Source organism: Variovorax sp. VRV01, assembly GCF_014852545.1.
Taxonomy (GTDB): Bacteria; Pseudomonadota; Gammaproteobacteria; order Burkholderiales; family Burkholderiaceae_C; genus Variovorax; species Variovorax beijingensis_A.
Map to the genome: position 1 here is coordinate 141,589 of NZ_JACVBS010000008.1, position 17,369 is coordinate 158,957.

At 64.7% G+C, this 17,369-nt stretch carries 14 protein-coding genes; 3 read left to right on the forward strand and 11 right to left on the reverse strand.

What is annotated here, in order from left to right; all coding sequences use genetic code 11:
• Positions 1-99: 99 nt before the first annotated feature.
• From IB278_RS16110 to IB278_RS16155, 10 genes are all read right to left on the reverse strand, one after another.
• Positions 100-894, reverse strand: a complete 795-nt coding sequence (locus IB278_RS16110; RefSeq protein WP_192324115.1) for an enoyl-CoA hydratase/isomerase family protein — start codon at positions 892-894, stop codon at positions 100-102.
• A 27-nt stretch (positions 895-921) separates the two neighbouring features.
• Positions 922-1,905 carry a Bug family tripartite tricarboxylate transporter substrate binding protein gene (locus tag IB278_RS16115; RefSeq protein WP_192324117.1) on the reverse strand — a complete coding sequence of 328 codons (984 nt, stop codon included), beginning with the start codon at positions 1,903-1,905 and terminating at the stop codon, positions 922-924.
• A gap of 59 nt (positions 1,906-1,964) precedes the next feature.
• Positions 1,965-3,506, reverse strand: a complete 1,542-nt coding sequence (locus IB278_RS16120; protein WP_192324119.1) for an AMP-binding protein — start codon at positions 3,504-3,506, stop codon at positions 1,965-1,967.
• Positions 3,507-3,763: 257 nt separating this feature from the next.
• Positions 3,764-4,588 (reverse strand): IclR family transcriptional regulator, encoded by an 825-nt coding sequence (locus IB278_RS16125; RefSeq protein ID WP_192324121.1) that lies wholly within the window; start codon positions 4,586-4,588, stop codon positions 3,764-3,766.
• 389 nt (positions 4,589-4,977) lie between these two features.
• Positions 4,978-6,279, reverse strand: coding sequence for an NAD(P)/FAD-dependent oxidoreductase (locus tag IB278_RS16130; RefSeq protein WP_192324123.1), 1,302 nt, complete (start codon positions 6,277-6,279; stop codon positions 4,978-4,980).
• Positions 6,276-6,899: a TetR/AcrR family transcriptional regulator gene (locus tag IB278_RS16135; protein ID WP_192324125.1), complete on the reverse strand. Its 624-nt coding sequence runs from the start codon at positions 6,897-6,899 to the stop codon at positions 6,276-6,278. Before IB278_RS16135 ends, IB278_RS16130 begins: the two co-directional genes overlap by 4 nt.
• An 86-nt stretch (positions 6,900-6,985) precedes the next feature.
• The gene (locus IB278_RS16140) at positions 6,986-7,615 is read right to left on the reverse strand and encodes a TetR family transcriptional regulator (protein ID WP_192324127.1); all 630 of its coding nucleotides are present in this window, start codon (positions 7,613-7,615) and stop codon (positions 6,986-6,988) included.
• Positions 7,612-9,078 (reverse strand): AdeC/AdeK/OprM family multidrug efflux complex outer membrane factor, encoded by a 1,467-nt coding sequence (gene adeC, locus IB278_RS16145; protein ID WP_192324129.1) that lies wholly within the window; start codon positions 9,076-9,078, stop codon positions 7,612-7,614. Before adeC ends, IB278_RS16140 begins: the two co-directional genes overlap by 4 nt.
• Before the next feature lie 10 nt (positions 9,079-9,088).
• Entirely contained in the window at positions 9,089-12,250 is a 3,162-nt protein-coding gene (locus IB278_RS16150) for an efflux RND transporter permease subunit (protein WP_192324131.1), read from the reverse strand.
• A gap of 15 nt (positions 12,251-12,265) precedes the next feature.
• The gene (locus tag IB278_RS16155; protein ID WP_192324133.1) at positions 12,266-13,477 is read right to left on the reverse strand and encodes an efflux RND transporter periplasmic adaptor subunit; all 1,212 of its coding nucleotides are present in this window, start codon (positions 13,475-13,477) and stop codon (positions 12,266-12,268) included.
• 143 nt (positions 13,478-13,620) lie between these two features.
• On the opposite strand from IB278_RS16155, the gene IB278_RS16160 reads away from it, so the two are divergent.
• Together IB278_RS16160 and IB278_RS16165 are read left to right on the forward strand one after the other, a co-directional pair.
• Positions 13,621-14,244, forward strand: a complete 624-nt coding sequence (locus tag IB278_RS16160) for a TetR/AcrR family transcriptional regulator (RefSeq protein ID WP_192324135.1) — start codon at positions 13,621-13,623, stop codon at positions 14,242-14,244.
• A 51-nt stretch (positions 14,245-14,295) separates the two neighbouring features.
• Positions 14,296-15,681: an ATP-binding protein gene (locus tag IB278_RS16165; protein ID WP_192324136.1), complete on the forward strand. Its 1,386-nt coding sequence runs from the start codon at positions 14,296-14,298 to the stop codon at positions 15,679-15,681.
• 101 nt (positions 15,682-15,782) lie between these two features.
• Here the strand turns inward: IB278_RS16165 and IB278_RS16170 are convergent, their stop codons facing one another.
• Positions 15,783-16,067: a hypothetical protein gene (locus IB278_RS16170; RefSeq protein WP_192324138.1), complete on the reverse strand. Its 285-nt coding sequence runs from the start codon at positions 16,065-16,067 to the stop codon at positions 15,783-15,785.
• A gap of 352 nt (positions 16,068-16,419) precedes the next feature.
• Here IB278_RS16170 and IB278_RS16175 point away from each other — a divergent pair, with 352 nt between their 5' ends.
• Complete coding sequence (locus tag IB278_RS16175) at positions 16,420-17,316, forward strand: LysR substrate-binding domain-containing protein (protein WP_192324140.1); 897 nt, start codon at positions 16,420-16,422, stop codon at positions 17,314-17,316.
• Positions 17,317-17,369 lie beyond the last annotated feature (53 nt).

Genomic DNA, 17,369 nt, shown 5'->3' on the forward strand with positions numbered 1-17,369 from the left:
TGCGGGTCTTGGGCAGGTTGTCGCCGAAGCCCTGGCAAGGCGAGGGGATCGATCCATGGGTGGTGCACTGGATCCACAGAAGGCTGCGTCGCGTGTGCGCTACATCCCAGCAGGCTTCGTCTGCTTGCGTTCGGTGAATTTCCTTGCGCCGAGGGAGTAGGCGCCGGACGCGAAATTGATGGCATGGCCACGGCGGGCCGCGGCCGCGGCCTTGGCGAACATCTCATCGTCCATCTCCTTCCACCACGATTTCGTGATGGCCACGGAGGTCGGCGACCACTGCGACACCTGCGTGCAGATCTCCGCGACGCGTGAATTCAGGCGATCGTCGTCCACGACTTCATGGACCAGCCCGAGCGCGAGGGACTGCGCGGCCGGCACGATCTCGGCAAGCAGCACGAGCCGCTTCATCGCGGCCTCGCCGATGATCGAGTTGAGCAATGTGCTGCCGAAGATGGCCGCAGAGCCCACCTTGAATTCGGTCATGCCGAAACGCGCCTGGGTAGAGGCGATGCGAAGGTCCGACATGAGTGCGATCTGCAGACCTGCACCGGCCGCCACGCCGTTGATCCGTGCGATGACCGGTTTGCCGAGCGCACGGAACACCTCGTACAGGGCCATGTAGCTGTCGATCCGCGCGGCCGACCCGGCCGCGTCCATGGCGGCGCTCTCGTGCTGGTCCTGGCCTGCGCAAAAGGCCTTGCCCGCGCCGGTGATCACGATCGCGCGCACCTTCGCGTCGGCATCGGCAGACAGAAGGGCCGAACGGAAGAGTTCGCGCTGCGTGCGGTCGAACGCGTTCATGGCGTGCGGGCGATCCATCGTGATCAGGGCGACGCCGTTGTCGACGGCAAGAGTGAGGCAAGGTCGCGTGGAGGATGGCGTTTCAGTCATTGGTCGATTCCAGGATGTATATAGGGCCTAGCGGGCAACCTTGATTCGCTGCACCACCTGCTCCCATTTGTTCGATTCGTTCTGCAGCCGGTCGCGCGCCTGGGCGGGCGTGCTGCGAACGGCCTCGACCCCGAGCTGCGCGAAGCGGCGCTTGACCGCCTCGTCGTCCAGGGTCTCGTTGAGCGCCGCATTCAGCGTGGCGACCACGTCGTCGGGTGTCCCCTTGGGCGCCAGCACCGCATACACCGAGGCGGCAACGAACTGCGGCAGGCCCTGTTCCGCAAAGGTTGGCAGTCCCGGGAAGATGTCCAGCCGCTGCGGGCTCGCCACGCCTACGGCCACCACCTTTCCCGAGGCCAGGTTGGTGAGCGCAGTGGGCGAGGTGGTCACCATGAACTGGATCTCGCCCGCAAACAGGTCGGCCATCGCCGGCGCGGAACCGCGATAGGGCACGTGCAGCAGTTCAATGGCCGCCTGCTGGCGGAACCACTCGGTGACGATGTGTTCGGTCGAGCCGTTGCCCGACGAGCCGTAGGCGAGCTTGCCCGGCTGCTGCCTGGCCTTGGTGGCCAGGTCCGCATACGAGGTGATGCCGCTTGCCTTCGACGCGAGCATGACCAGGGGCAGCTCGCCGACCGTGGCCACAGGCCTGAAGTCCTTGGCGATTTCGTAGCCGACGGCCTCGCTGCTGGACATCTTTTCCGACATGACATACGAGGTGGTCGGTGCCATGAGAAGCGTGTGGCCGTCCGGCGCCGCGCGCTTGACGAACTGCGCGCCGATCGCACCTGAAGCGCCTGCCTTGTTGTCTACCACCACCGACACCTTCAGCTTCTGTGCCATGCCTTGGGCAAGGATGCGTCCGACCACGTCGACGCCGCCGCCGGCCGGGAAGGCCACGACCAAGGTGATGGGCTTGTCGGCGAGGCCCGCCTGGGCCCATGCGCAGAAGGCAAGGCTGGAGACCATCACCACCGCCTGCCGCCAGCGATTCAAGCGAACTCGGATCATGACTTTTCCTTTCAGTTGAGCAATCCGGAAATCGATGGAGAACTTGAATCGGCCAGGAGTCAGTGCTTGACCGCGCGAAAGCCGGCGGCGTCGGCGTCCCATACACCCGTGACGGTGCGAGACAGCTCCTTCTTCTGGATCCGCTGCGTCGGTGTCTTGGGGAAGGCATCGATGAACTCGACGTAGCGTGGAATCTGGAAGTACGGCAGCTTGCCGCTGCACCAGCGGATCAGTTCGAGCGGGGCGATGCTTGCGCCCTCGCGCAGGCGCACGAACAGCTTGAGTTCGTCTTCGCCAAGCTCGCTGGGTACGCCGACCAGCGCCACTTCGGCCACCGCGTCGTGCTGCGCGAAAACGCTCTCCACATCCCAGGCCGCAATGTTGATGCCGCGGCGTCTCAGCATGTCCTTCTTGCGCCCCGCGTAGAAGAGATTGCCGTTCGCATCGCGGTGCGCAAGATCGCCGCTCAGGAACAGCTCGCCGCGGCGCGCGGCGGCATCGGCCTGCGGATTTCTGAAGTAGCCCAGGAAGCCCAGGCGCGAATCGAGCGCCCGAATGGCGATCTCGCCCTTGGCGCCCGGCTCGACCGGCGACCCGTCGTCCGCGAGAAGCGAAATCTCGTAGTACGACAGCGGCTTGCCGATGGAGCCCGGCGTGCCATCGATGTTCGCGGTCACGAAAGTGATCAGCTCGGAGAGACCGTAGCCCTCGCGCATCGACACGCCAAAACGTTCGGCGAATGCGTGCCACACATCGGCGGGACAGCCGCCTCCCCAGGCGATGCGCACGCCGTGCTCGCGGTCGTTCGCGCGCTCCGGCTGCTTCAGCAGCATCGGCAGCACGCTGCCCAGGTAGTGGATGTGCGTAGCCCGATGCCGGCGAACGTCGTCCCAGAATCCCGAGGCGCTGAAGCGTTCCAGCATGACCAACTGGAAGCCTCCCATCAGTGCGGCAATCGCGACGGCCACGCCGGAGCCGTGGTGCAGCGCCTCCCAGAACAGAAAGACGTCACCCGGTCCGGCCTCTGTCAGGCGAAGGATGGCCATCGGTCCTGCGCGCAGGTGGCGATCGGACTTCAGCACGCCCTTGGGTGCGCCGGTGGTGCCCGAACTCGGGCTGAGCGCGATGATCTCGTCGGTCTTCACGGCTGGCGCGGCATCGTCTTCGTTGCAGGCGGCGAAGCGGTCGAACTCGCCGTCGATGCCGTTGCGCCAGATCACCCGGGGCAGGTCGCTTGCGAGTTCCTCGAGCGCAACGCGGTAGGCATCGTCGGCGACGATGGCCTGCGGCGCGAGCTCGCCGAGCAGGTGGGCCAGCGGCGCGCCCAGCAGGTGCACGTTGATCGGTACGCGAACCATACCCAGCCGCGCCAGCGCAAAGATCAGGTAGAGGTGATCGGGATGGCTGGGCAGCATGACGCCGACCCGGTCGCCTTTTCGCAGACCTTGCGACTTCAACAGGGTGGCCACCTGATTCACGCGCCGGTCGAGCATCCCGAGGCTGATGCGCTCGCCCCTGAAGGTGCAGTAGACGTCTCCCGGATTGGAGCGGGCGCGGCGAGCGAGCAGCTCGCCGATGGTTTCCTCGCTGAGCGAAGCCATGGCGACCGATCCGGGCAAAAGGGTTCCTTGCGACATCTCGTTCCCTATTGGAGAAGACAAAAATCGAAAGACTTAAATAATTGAAATACAATTATCAAGTTTGCAATTCAATTTAATCTTCGGTGGTATGCCTCACCGCGTCAAGTACGTGGATACGCGCACCACCCGAATGCGAAGGTCGAGCCAGCCGTCGGCACGTCTGGCAGTCAGAAGAAGAGAGGGGGATGGGGCAGCGGGGCGCGGGGCGAGCCCCGCGCTCAGATGGAGGCTTCGCGTGCCGCCCGTTCGAGCCGGGGGAGTATCAGTTCGCGCGCCTGCGCGATGCTGTAGCGCGACCGTACGGTCGATACGTTGAGGGCGGCGATCGGGCGCCCCGAGAAATCCGTCACCGGTACGGACACGGACACGCCGTCGTCGCCGAAATTCTTCTCGGTGAATGAATGCCCGTCTTCCGCCGCCTTGCGGAAAATGGAGAGCACCTCGGAGCGGCTGCGGCTGCCGAAGCGGGCCCGCATCTCGGGAGGCAGGGCGTCAAGCATCTTCAACAGCTGTGCCTGCGGAGCCTGCGAGAGAAGCACCTGGCCGGAAGAAGAGGTGAGCGCAGGAAAGCGGCTTCCGGCCGGAAGATTGATGGCCGTGATGTGCGATCCGGGGATGTTCAGCAGCACGACCACCTCGTCTCCGTCCAGTTCGACCCACGACACCGTCTCGCGCGTCTCCCTGGCGAGCTTCTCGAGCAATGGATACGCCAGTTCCCGTTGCGGATGATGGCGATGGATGCCACGCACCAGGCCCAGCAGCTTCAGGGAGGGCAGGTACTTTTTCGACTCGCTGTCCTTGCTGAGGTAGCCAAGCCGGTGAAGCGTATAGACGAAGCGCTGTGCCGCGCTGCGGCCCATGCCTGTGTGTTGCGCAATGTCGCCGATCGAAAGGGTGGAGGGGTGTTCGTTGAACAGCTCGAGGACGCGCATCCCCTTCTCCATCGAACCGACGAACAGGCGCTCATCGACATCGCCTTGATCATCGGGCGAATCGGCCTGAGCGGAGGAGCGGCGCTTCGAGCGCTTTTGAAACGTGTCCACGAGGAGCGTGACTGTCGATAGTGTGAATACGTATCGAGCGGCAATCCTCCTTGGAAGAGCAGGCCGGATGCAGCGAGGGGCCGAAAACAGTGTAGCGCACTCGCCGCATCATCACGGCGAGCGGTCGAAAGGCGCCGAGTGTGGAATGTGCGGATCGACTTTCGCTTCGGGACGAGGCAAAAGGGCTTCCTAAGTCACGAGCAGCCTCTTTAAAAGAAACAGTGCCCCAAACAAGACGCCCAGCACCATGAAATATGCCAAAGGTGCGCCTGCCATGGTCTCCCACCATCTCGGTGGGCCGCATGGCTTGGGTGGTTTACGCGTCCGAGTGTTCATCATGTGTCCTTGAGCCGTACCTCAGCCTTTGTCCGCCAGATCATTGCTACGCTTCAACTGATTCGGATCTTTGGATTGACCAACGCGTTGATCCGCTCGGCCAACCACAGCAGCGCTGCGCGGCTGGGACCGTGCAACGAAAGCTGATGGCTGCGATAGAGCAGCGCATGGCTCAACTGTGCGAAGCGGCCCTTGATAAAGCCGCCCCGGAAGAAGCCGAAGCGCCCCAGTGTTCCAAAGGCGTTGTAGTCACTGAGTGAAACGAGAGCGCCAAGATCGCGAAAGCTGAATGGCGGCACCTGTTTGCCGGACAACCATGCCGGAAGATGTCTTGCCAGATGCAGCGCTTGCTGGTTGGCGACCTGGGCTGTCGATGGAAGCGGGCGCTCGGCACCATGCGGAATCAGGCTGGCGCAATCGCCAACGGCAAAGATGCAGTCTTCGCCGCTGACCAGCAGGCTCGGCGTCACTACCACTTGCCCGAGTTTGTTCAGTTCGAGTCCGCAGTCCGCGATGCCGTTGGCCGCACGGATGCCGGCGGCCCACACCTTGAGAGCGGCGTCGATTCGTTCGCCGCTTTCAAGCACGAATCCCTTGGCGTCGGCTGCCATGACTCTCACCTTGGTGCGAACATCGATACCCAGCCCGCGCAACTGGGCCGACGCCGAAATAGAAACCGCTTCCGGAAAAGCGTTGAGTATTCGCGGCGCGCCTTCCAGCAATGTCAGGCGCAGGCGCTGACGAATGCTGGTCTCGGTTCCATAGCTGGCGGCAAGCTCGACCATGCGGCTCATCTCCGCGGCCAGTTCCACGCCTGTCGCGCCGCCGCCCACGATCGCGACATCGATATAGTTCCCGTTCACGAAGCTGCGCGCCACGTGTGCACGCAAGCGTCTGTTGAAGGCATCTGCCTGTGCCTGACTGTCTATCCAATGGCAATGCTCATTGACTCCCGGAGTGCCGAAGTCATTCGCGCTGCTGCCCAATGCCAGCACGAGTGTGTCGTATGCCAGTTCGCGAGCTTCGGCCACCGTCTCTCCTTCCAGTCGGATCGGCGCCAAATGGATACGTCGGGCGGCGCGGTCAATGCCGTCGAGCTCGCCGGGCACATAGCTGAAGTCATGAGCCCGGGCGTGTGTCAGATACTGAACCTGCTGTTGATAGATGTTCCAGGTCCCTGCGGCGATGGTGTGCAGCATCGGTTTCCAAACATGCGTGGGGCTTCGGTCGACAAGGGTGATCGCGGCATGCCCTGTAGCGCCGAGTGCACGCCCCAAACGAGTCGCCAGGATCAAGCCCGCGACACCACCTCCCACCACCACGATGCGTCGCGGATGCCGGTGAAGCGCGCTCATCGCGCTGTCCCCATCAGGAGCCGTACTTGCTCGTTGGTCATGTCCACGACGGTGGCGCGATCTCGCTGCCGGTCGACGATAGAGCTGCGAAACGCCAAGCCGCTGAACAGCGCCGCGACCATATCCATGCGCTTCATGAGCGTGGCTTCGTCCAGCCCTTCGGGCAGACCGACGCGGCGGGTCATGTCCAGAAAGCGCTTCTTGACCGCACGATCGGTCCTCTGCAAGATCTTTGCGACAGCGGGGTTGCGCGCCGCTTCGGCTGCCAGCTCAAGCATCAACCCGACAGAAGCCGGATCGCTGTTGCGCTCGACCATCTCGTGAGTTCGGCGAATCAACCGGGTCGCAAGGTTTCCACCGCCCAAGTCCTGTTCCATGCGGCGCACGAGTTCAGCCATGTCGCTTTCTTCGCGTTCGGCAATGGCTTCGACCATCGCTTCTTTGCTGGCGAAGTAGCGATAGAGGCCGGCCGGGCTGATACCAGCAACCTGGCAGATGGTGGCGGCGCTGCTGCCATGAATGCCTTCCCGACGGAAGCATTCCGTCGCGGCATCCAGCACTTGGTTCCGGCGCAACTCATCGTTGCCTGAATCGAGATTGGGATCTGTCTGAGAGCTCATTTCGTGATCTCACGTGTGTGATGAAGTGCGTACGATCAAGATTTTTTGGGTACTCAATCTGTTTCGGGAACGCAATTGAGCACGGCTCATGACAGCACCGCAGCAAGGTCGCTGCAGGCGCCGGCCATGAACAGGTCGATGCACAACGGCGATGCACGTCGTGTGCAGTCTTCCTGTTGATTGGCATGCTCGGCAAGAACGGCGATACCCACTGAATGCAGGCAGCGCGCCACGCATGCCGGACGCAGTCCCTCGCGCAGCTGGCGGCGCTCGCAGGCCAAGGTCATCACTTGGCTCAGTCGCTCCACCGTGTCACCCATCGTGCGCACCAGCCGAGTCGCCACGCCCACAGGCAGCTCGGCCCGCTCCTGGGGCAGAAGCACCAGTTGCGCGGCAAGCCATTGATCTGGATCCTCCATGCAGCGAGTCATCCGTCGCCACATGTGCTCGCGCAAGAGTTGGAGCGGCTTCGCGTGTGCGCGATAGGCGGCGATGTCCGGCCCGATGTCCATCGGCCATTGAAGCTGATCGACGATCGCGGCCACCAGTGCGGCCTTGTTCTCGAAATGCCAATACACCGCGCCGCGCGTCACTCCTGCAAGCGACGCCACGTCTTCCAGCGTGGTCGCGCGCACACCGCTGGCCGCAAAAGTTTCCAGGGCGGCCCGGAGCACCCGGGCGCGGGTGACTTCGGTCGCAGCGCGACTGCGCCTCATGACGCCGGTTCCGCGGTGCGTGCGAGTGCCCCTGTCATCGGGGTTGTCGAAGTCTCGACCCAACCGCCGCCAAGCGTCTTGTAGAAGGTCGCCAGATTGGTGAAACGCGACAGGCGCGTGCCGATCAAGTCCTGCTGGGCGGTGTAGAACGAGCGCTGCGAGTCGAGCACGCTCAGGTAACTGTCGACACCGCGCTGGAAGCGCGCCTGCGAAAGTCGGTAGCTGTCCGCCGTTGCGTCCACCAGCGACTGCTGCGCATCGAGCTGGCGCCCGAGCGTGCTGCGTTGCGCCAGGGCATCCGAAACCTCGCGGAACGCCGTCTGGATGGCCTTCTCGTACTGCGCCACCGAGATGTCGCGGCTCACGGTGGCGATCTTCAGGTTGGCGCGGTTGGCGCCGCCGTCGAAGATTGGCAGCGAGATCTGCGGCGCGAAGCTCCAGCTGCCCGAGCCGCCCTTGAACAGGCCCGAGAGTTCGCTGCTCGACGTGCCGGCCGACGCGGTGAGGCTGATGCGTGGGTAGAAGGCCGCACGCGCCGCGCCGATGTAGGCATTGGCCGCCTTGAGTTCGCGCTCGGCCTGCAGGATGTCCGGGCGGCGCTGCAGCAGCTCCGAAGGCAAGCCGGGTGGTATGGCGGCCAGGGGGCTCGTGGACGCGGCCGTGCCGTCTGGCAAGGCCTGGGGCAGCAGTTCGTCCGGCACGTCGGCGCCCACGAGCAGCACCAGCGCATTCCGGTCCTGCGCCACCTGCGAAGAGTAGCGCTCGACGTCGACGCGCGCGGCATCGACGCTGGTCTGTGCCTGGCTCAGCGTAAGCGCCGAAGCCGCGCCCAGCTCGAAGCTGCGCTGGTTGAGGCGGTAGGAGTCGCTCTGGCTCTGCAATGTGTCGCGCGCGAGCTTCAGCCGGTCCTGGTCGGCGGCGAGCGTGAGGTAGCTGGTCGCCACCTCGGCCACGAGCGTGATCTGTGTGCTGCGCCGCGCCTCGGTCGTGGAGAGGAACTGCTGCAGCGCCTGCGCGCTCAGGCTTCGCACGCGGCCGAACAGGTCGAGCTCGTAGGCGCTGAATCCGAGCGATGCGCTGTACTGGCGAGCCGTGAGCGCCTCGCCCGTGGACGACAGGTCGGCCGGGGTTCGGCTGCCGCTGCCGCCGGCGCTGGCGTTGACGGTGGGAAAAAGCGCCGCGTCCTGCACCCGGTACTGGGCACGGGCCTTCTCGATGTTGAGCACCGCCACGCGCAGGTCGCGGTTGTTGGCAAGGCTCATCTCTATCACGCGCTGCAGCGAGGGATCGGTGAACACGTCGCGCCAGCCGAGATCGGCGACCGGTGTGGATGCCGGGTCGCCGCTCGTGTCCCCGGCGAACTTGCCGGGCACGGGCGCTGCGGGCTGCTGGTAGGTGGGCATCAGGCTGCAGCCGGCCATCAGGGCGGCGAGCGCGAGCGGTGTGAAGCGGAAGAGGTTCATGACAGACATCTCAGGATGCGGCCGCGGCCGGTTGTGCATGCGAGGCCGGCGCGGCGAAATCGCCTTGGTCCTTGCCCTTGAAGAGCCCGCGCACCAGCACGAAGAAAAGAGGCACGAAGAAGATCGCGAGGACGGTGCCCGACAGCATGCCGCCGATCACGGCCGTGCCCAGCGCATGCTGTGCGCCGGCCCCGGCACCGCTGCCAAGGACCAGCGGCAGCACGCCGAGGATGAAGGCCAGCGAGGTCATGAGGATGGGGCGCAGGCGCAGTCGCGCCGCCTCCAGCGCGGATTCGACCAGCCCCTTGCCCTGCGCGTGCAGGTCTTTGGCGAACTCGACGATCAGGATGGCGTTCTTCGACGCCAGGCCGATGGTCGTGAGCAGGCCGACCTGGAAGTACACGTCGTTCATCTTCCACGTCAGAATCGCGCCGACCAGCGCGCCCAGCACACCCAGCGGCACCACCATGATCACCGAGAACGGGATGGCCCAGCTCTCGTAGAGCGCGGCAAGGCAGAGAAACACGATCAGGATCGACAGGCCATACAGCAGGCCGGTCTGGCCGCTCGATGCCTTTTCCTGGCGCGAGAGGCCGGTCCACTCGTAGCCGATCCCCGCGGGCAGCTTTGCGACCGCCGCTTCCACGATGGCCAGCGCCTCGCCGCTGGAGGCGGCGCCCGGCATCGCCATGCCCAGGATCTCCACGGAAGGAACCCCGTTGTAGCGTTCCAGCCGCGGCGAGCCCGAACTCCAGCCCGCCTTGGCGAATGAGGTGAAGGGCACCATGGATCCAGCGCTGTTGCGCACGTACCAGCGATCGATGTCCTCGGGCAGCATGCGGTACTGCGCATCGGCCTGCAGCATCACCTTCTTCACGCGGCCCTTGTCGATGAAGTCGTTGACGTAGCTGCTGCCCCAGGCAGCCGAGAAGGTGTCGTTGATGTCGGCCATCGAAAGGCCCTGGGCCTGTGCCTTGTGCGGATCGATCTCGAGCCTGAATTCGGGCGTGTCCTCCATCCCGTTGGGACGCACGGCCACCAGTCGCTTGTCCTTCGACAGTTCGCCCAGCAGCTGATTGCGCGCCTGCATCAGGGCTTCGTGGCCGAGGTTGGCACGGTCCTGCAGCATCAGGTCGAAGCCGGTCGCGTTGCCGAGCTCCGCCACGGCCGGCGGCGCGAAGGCAAACACCTTCGCGTCGCGGATGGTGTTGAAGAAGGCGCCGGCCTTCGCCGCCACGCCCGTCACGCTCAGTGCTTCGCCCTTGCGCTCGTCCCAGGGCTTGAGCTTGATGAAGGCGAAACCGGTGTTCTGTCCGCTGCCCGCGAAACTGAAGCCCGCCACAGTGAAGATGCCCGAGACCGCGTCCTTCTGGTCGACGAGGAAGTGATGCTCGACCTGATGGATCACTTCTTGCGTGCGCGCGTTCGTCGCGCCCGGCGGCAGCTGCACCAGCGCGAACATCGTGCCCTGGTCCTCGTCCGGCAGGAAGCCCACCGGCAGCTTCATGAAGCCGAACACCACCGCGGCCAGCAGCACCGCATACAGGACCATGTAGCGCCAGCCCTTGCCCACCATGTGCCGCACGATGCCCTGGTAGCGGTGGTTGCCGCGGTCGAAGCTGCGGTTGAACCAGCCGAAGAAGCCGGTGCTCGCCATTGCGTGTCCCTTGGGCACCGGCTTGAGAAGCGTTGCGCACAGGGCCGGCGTGAGCACCAGCGCCACCAGCACCGAGAGCGTCATGGCCGAGACGATGGTGATGGAAAACTGCCGGTAGATCACGCCGGTGGAACCACTGAAGAAGGCCATCGGCACGAACACCGCGGCCAGCACCAAGGCCACGCCGACCAGCGCACCGGTGATCTGGCCCATCGACTTGCGTGTCGCCTCCTTCGGCGAGAGGCCTTCCTCCGTCATCACCCGCTCGACGTTCTCGACCACCACGATCGCGTCATCGACCAGCAGGCCGATGGCCAGCACCATCGCAAACATGGTCAGCGTATTGATGGTGAAGCCGAAGGCCGCGAGCACGCCGAAGGTGCCGAGCAGCACCACCGGCACGGCGATGGTCGGGATCAGCGTGGCGCGGAAGTTCTGCAGGAAGAGGTACATCACCAGGAACACCAGCACCACGGCCTCGATCAGCGTGCGCACCACCTCCTCGATGGAGATGCGCACGAAGGGTGTCGTGTCGTAGGGCTTCTGCACCTTCATGCCCTGCGGAAAGAACTTCTCGAGTTCGGCAACCCGGGCGTCGACCGCCTTCACCGTGTCCAGCGCATTGGCGCCTGTGGCCAGCTTGATGGCCAGGCCGGCGGCCGGCTTGCCGTTGTAGCGCCCGACCGTGTTGTACGACTCGCTGCCGAGTTCGATGCGGGCCACGTCGCGCAGGCGCACCTGGGCGCCGTTGGTCTGCGTGCGCAGCAGGATGTCTTCGAACTCCTGCGCGGTCTTCAGGCGCGTCTGCGAAGTGATGGTCGCGTTGAGCTGCTGGTTGCCGGCCGCGGGCATGCCCCCGAGCTGGCCGGCCGAGACCTGGGCGTTCTGCGCCTGGATCGCGTTCTTCACATCCAGCGGCGTGAGGCTGAAGTTGGCAAGCTTGTTCGGGTCGAGCCACACGCGCATGGCGTACTGCGAACCGAAGAGGGTGGTGTCGCCTACGCCTTCGACGCGGCTGATGGCGTCCTGCACGTTCGCGGCCACGTAGTCCGACAGGTCGGAGCCGTTCATGCTGCCGTCCTCGGAGGTGAAGGCCAGCACATTGAGGAAGTTGGTGGCCGACTTCGTGACGGTGACGCCTTGCTGTTGCACCTCTTGCGGCAGGAGCGGCGTGGCCAGCGAGAGCTTGTTTTGCACCTGCACCTGGGCGGTGTCGGGATCGGTGCCGTTCTCGAAGGTGAGCGTGATGGTGACCGAGCCCGACGACTCGCTGGTCGAGGCCATGTAGCTCAGCCGGTCCAGACCCTTCATCTTCTGCTCGATGACCTGGGTGACGGTGTCTTCCAGCGTCTTGGCGGAAGCGCCGGGGTAGTTGGCGGTGATGGCGACGGCAGGCGGCGCGATGCTCGGGTACTGCGCGATCGGCAGCATGGCGATGGACATGACGCCGCCCAGCATCACGATGATGGCGAGGACCCACGCGAAGATGGGGCGGTCGATGAAGAAACGTGCCATGGCGGTCTCTCGCGATCAGTTCGCAGCGCCGGCGGGCTGGGAAAGAGCAGCCTTGGCTGTTTCAGTACCGGTGGTTTTGGGCTTGGGATTCCATTGCACCGTTTTCACCTCGACGCCCGGCGCCGCACGCTGCTGGCCATCCACCACGAGCTTGTCGCCGGCCCGCAGGCCGCTGCGCACCAGCCACTGGTCGCCGACGGCGCGTTCCGTCTCGAGCACGCGCCGCTGCAGCTTGTGCTGGGCATCCACCACATAGGCCATCGGCTTGCCGGTGCTGTCGCGCGACACCGCCTGCTGCGGCACCATGAGCGCCTGCTCCTTCACACCTTCCTGCAGCACGGCGCGCACGTACATGCCGGGCAGCAGGTCCGCCTTGGGATTGGGGAACACCGCACGCAGGGTGATGGCGCCGGTGTTCTGGTCCACGGTGACGTCCGAGAACTCGAGCTTGCCTTCGAGCGGATACGCGCTGCCGTCCTCCAGCATCAACTGCACCTTGGCCGCATTGGCGCCGCTTTTCTGAAGATCGCCGCGCCCCATCGCCTGCTTGAGCTGGAGCACGGCGGCGCTGGGTTGCGTCACGTCGACATAGATCGGATCGAGCTGCTGGATGGTTGCGAGCGCGGTCGACTGGCTGGCCGTGACCAACGCACCGGGTGTGACCGTCGATTTGCCGATGCGGCCCGAGATCGGCGCGTCGATGCGCGCATAGGCGAGATTGATGCGGCTCGTCTCGACATTCGCCTTCGCGGAGGCAACGTCCGCTTCGCCTTGCTGCAGCAAGGCCGCGGCGTCGTCGTAGTCCTGCTGGCTCACTGCCTTGATGGCCACCAGCTCCTTGTAGCGCTCGGCCTTGAGCCGCGTGGTGCGAAGGCTGGCCTGCGCCTTGGCGAGCGCGGCGACGTTGCTGTCGTAGGTGGCCTTGTACGTGGCGGGGTCGATCTGGTAGAGCGCCTCTCCGGCCTTCACGTCGCTGCCCTCGCGGAACTTGCGGGCTTTCACGATGCCGCCGACCTGCGGTCGCACGTCGGCAATGAGGAAGGGCACGGTGCGCCCAGGCAACTCGGTTGTGATGGCCACGCGCTGAGGCTGGACCGTGACGATGCCGACTTCGGGCGTGCCGGGCGCTGGCGGCGGACCGCCGGGCGGCTTGCCGCAGGCGACGAGCAGGCAGGTGGACGCGAAGGCCGCGGCAAAGGTCAGCCCGTAGGCGAGAGGGGGGCGCATGGCGATTCTCCTGGGGAAGGGCGCCCGGGCCATAGGTACCCGGGTGCTGATTAACTAGACAGTGCTGTACTGAAATGTATTTTGACTTTCAGCGTCTGTCAATCAATAATGGTCACCTGTGTACAGAAATGAGGAGACGCGAGATGCGGGTCAAGACCGAAGCCAAGCGCGAGGCCATCGTCCAGGTGGCCTCGGAGGTCTTCAGGGAATTGGGGTTCGAGGGGGCCTCGATGGTGGAGATCGCCGCACGCGTGGGCGGTTCGAGGGCAACGCTCTATGGGTACTTCAGCTCCAAGGAGGAACTGTTCGTCGCCGTGATCCACGCCTCGGCGAAAAGCCACTTCGACCCGATCTTCACGGCGCTGGCCGAGGAGGGCGATGACGAGCTCGAGCGCGTGCTGCAGCGTTTCGGCGAGAAGGTCCTGGCCGTGGTGTGCTCGCAGGAGGTGATCCAGGCGCACAGGGCGGTGATCGCCGAATCCGGCCGCAGCGACATCGGGCGGCTCTTCTACGAGGGCGGTCCCAAGAAGGGCCTCGCCGAACTGGCGGGATTTCTGGAACAGCAGATGCGCAAGGGCCGGCTGCGCAAGGCCGACCCGCACGTGGCGGCCGCCCATCTGACGGCGCTGCTGGACTCGGAAACCGTCAGGCCGAGTCTTCTCGGCATGCAGGGGCCGCTGACCCGGAAGGAATTGCGGGAGGCGACGCGCCGCGCGGTGCAGGTGTTCCTGGGTGGCTACGCACCGGCCAGCACGACGGCAGGATGACGATGGGTCAAAGCCCCTCGTGCGCGCACCTCGATCAGCAGGCCTGCTCCCATGAAAGTCGGCGTCCGAGCCAAGCTCTTCCTGTTCGTTCTGCTGGCCTGCGCTGCCGTGGTCGTGGTGCAGGCCATCGCCATGCGGCTCGTGATGGAGCGTGGCTTCCTGGGCTACCTCAACCAGCAGAGCAGGACGCGGATGGAAGAGATCGTTCCTCGCCTGGAGCAGGCCTACGCCACTCGCGGCAGCTGGGACTTCCTGCGCTCCGACCTCCGGGAGTGGATGAACCTGGTGCTGCCCTTTCTCCAAGAAACTGGGGGTGATGCGGCGTCCCGGTTGGTGGCTCCCGATCAGGCTGGCGCCCTTGCACGCGTGGGCCTGCTGGATGCGCAGATGCACCGCGTGGTCGGCAATTCAGACGTCAACGCGGATTCGATCCGCGTTCCCATCATCGTCGGCGGACGAATTGTGGGCTGGGTTGCGACGGTGCCGTTCGACGCCGTGATTCCGAAGAATGACAAGCGCTTTCTCGAACATCAATTCACCGCCTTGACGCTGGTCGGGCTCGGCTCGCTCCTGGTGGCCGCCATGCTGACACTCGTCCTGGCCCGCGCGCTGCTGCGGCGCGTTCGCGAGATGGCCCGGGCCACACAACAGGTCGCGGCGGGGGACTACGCCTCCCGCATCGCGGTTGGCGCCAACGACGAACTCGGCGCGCTGGCGAGGGATTTCAACCGCATGGCGCAGACGCTGGAACATACCGAGCGCGCACGGCGTGGCTTCATGGCGGACATCTCTCATGAACTGCGCACGCCGCTCGCAGTGTTGCGCGTGCAACTCGAAGCCATCCAGGACGGGATCCGCTCGCCAACGGCCCAATCGACCAACGCCATGCACCTGCAGGTCAATCGCCTGGGCAGGCTGGTGAATGACCTGCACGATCTGTCGCTGAGCGATGTCGGTGCGATGGCGTACCGCCGGGTCCCCATCGACGTGGCAACCGTATTGCAAGCGGCGGCCAGCAGCATGCAGGAGCGGCTTGAAGAGGTGTCACTGCATCTGGTACTGGAGACCACGCAAGCGCCGCTGATGATCAGCGGCGACGAACCGCGCCTGCACCAGCTGTTCGGCAATCTGCTCGAGAACTCGCTGCGCTACACGGACGGTGGCGGCGTCGTTCAAGTGCGTTGCATCCAGCGCAGCACGAATGCACTCGTTGTCCTCGAGGACAGTGCGCCCGGTGTTCCCGATGACAAGATGGAGAAGCTATTCGAACGCTTCTATCGCGTCGAGGCTTCACGCAATCGGGCGACGGGCGGCAGTGGGTTGGGACTGGCGATCTGCCGCAATATCGTCGAGGCCCATGAAGGGCACATCACGGCCTCGGCATCGCAGTTGGGCGGACTTCGCATTGCGATCGAGCTACCGCTGATTCCGGTATGAGCGGGACCGGTCACAAGGAAAGGTGCTGATCAGCAAGAAAAAAAATGCGCTGAGAGAGTGCAGACGAAACAGCTGTTCGCGCAAGCAATTTCGCGCTACAGCTAGTTCTGACCAATGCCGAACACGTTCAGGCCGAGGACACCATTGCCACCGGCTCGGTTCTTGGGATAGGCATCGCCCGGTCTGTATTGGTCGAAGAGGATCTGGCGAACGGGCGCCTGGTTGCCCCATTCGAGTTCCGATGCTTCTCGCCAGCGGGCTACCGCGTTCTCAGCTGCCCCGAGCGATCCGACCTGCCTAAGGTTCAGCTTTTCAAGCGCTGGCTTTTGTCCAGGTTCGAATCCATGGCAGTCGGTTGCCGCATAAGGACGATGGGTGTGCAGCATTGTTCCAGTCAGGTTAACGCGATAGCTTCTACTTCAAGGGCGCAACCATAGTGCAGAGTTGGGACGGGGACGACGGCACGAGTTGCGCTCGGGGTTCTTGCGTCATTTCCAGCGGGAGTTTGCCGAATCTGCGGAGTACGAGGTGTCAGCGGGTGAGCGAATGATGCATTTTGGAATTTCCGTCGGTCTTCTGCTTTCGTCTGTGCTCCTCAGGGAAATCTGAAGCACATTTGGGCGCCGCCGCTGCACACGAACGTTGCGGTGGTTGAAATGATGGCGATCGAAGAACTCGCGCTCGCTGGGTGCAACATGATGCGAATCCGTGTGCCAGACTAGGCAACCCACCAAGCGAATGAAGCCCGTGACCCGTCGAATCGATTCCTACAGCATCAGGTTGTTCGTAGCAGCGGCCCGCGCCGGCTCCATCGTGCGTGCCGCTGCCGCGGAGAACATCGCACCTTCGGCCTTGAGCCGGAGGATCGCGGACCTGGAACATGCCTTCGAGACGCCGCTGCTCGTGCGCTCGCCGCGCGGCATTGCACTCACAGATGCCGGCAGGCTGGTGCTGGCGCGAGGCGAACGCCTCGACGACGAACTGCAAGCCTTGTTGCGCGAAGTGCAGAGCGAAGGCGGCGAAGTGCGGGGCACGGTGCGCCTTCATGCCAACATGTCCTCCGTGATTGGCTTCCTGCCAGAGCGCCTGCACCGTTTCATGGAGACATACCCCGGCGTGGAGGTCGCCCTGCGCGAGGAAGACACGCGCGACGTGCTGCGCGCTTGCCTGGACGATCGCGCGGACGTCGGCGTGGGCGTCGATGTCGCGGTGCCTGCGGGCATGGAGGCATGGCGCTTTGCCTCCGACCCCTTGCTCGTGGTGCTTCCCTCGGGACATGAACTGGCGGACCTACAAGCCATCACGTTCGCGCGTGCGCTCGACTATCCCTTGGTCGGAATCCATCAGGGCGGTGCCATGGACCGGTCCCTGAACGAACGCGCCACGGCATTGGGCAGGCGTTTCAACCCGAAGGTCACCGTCAGCAGCTTCGACGCCGTCTGCCGCATGGTGGAGGCCGGCCTCGGCATCGCCGTGGTGCCCCGGAGTGCCGTGACGGCTTACGCGGGGACCGACCGCTTTGCCAGGCGCCCGCTGGCGGAAGCGTGGGCCGACCGCGTCCTGAACATCTACGCCCTGCGCAGGACGCCGCAGCCTCGCGCAGTGGCGGCGCTGATCGAGAGCCTGCAAGGGTAATCACCGATCTCGCGGATGGCGAGATCCCCTGTGCCGAGCGAGCGCTTTATGGC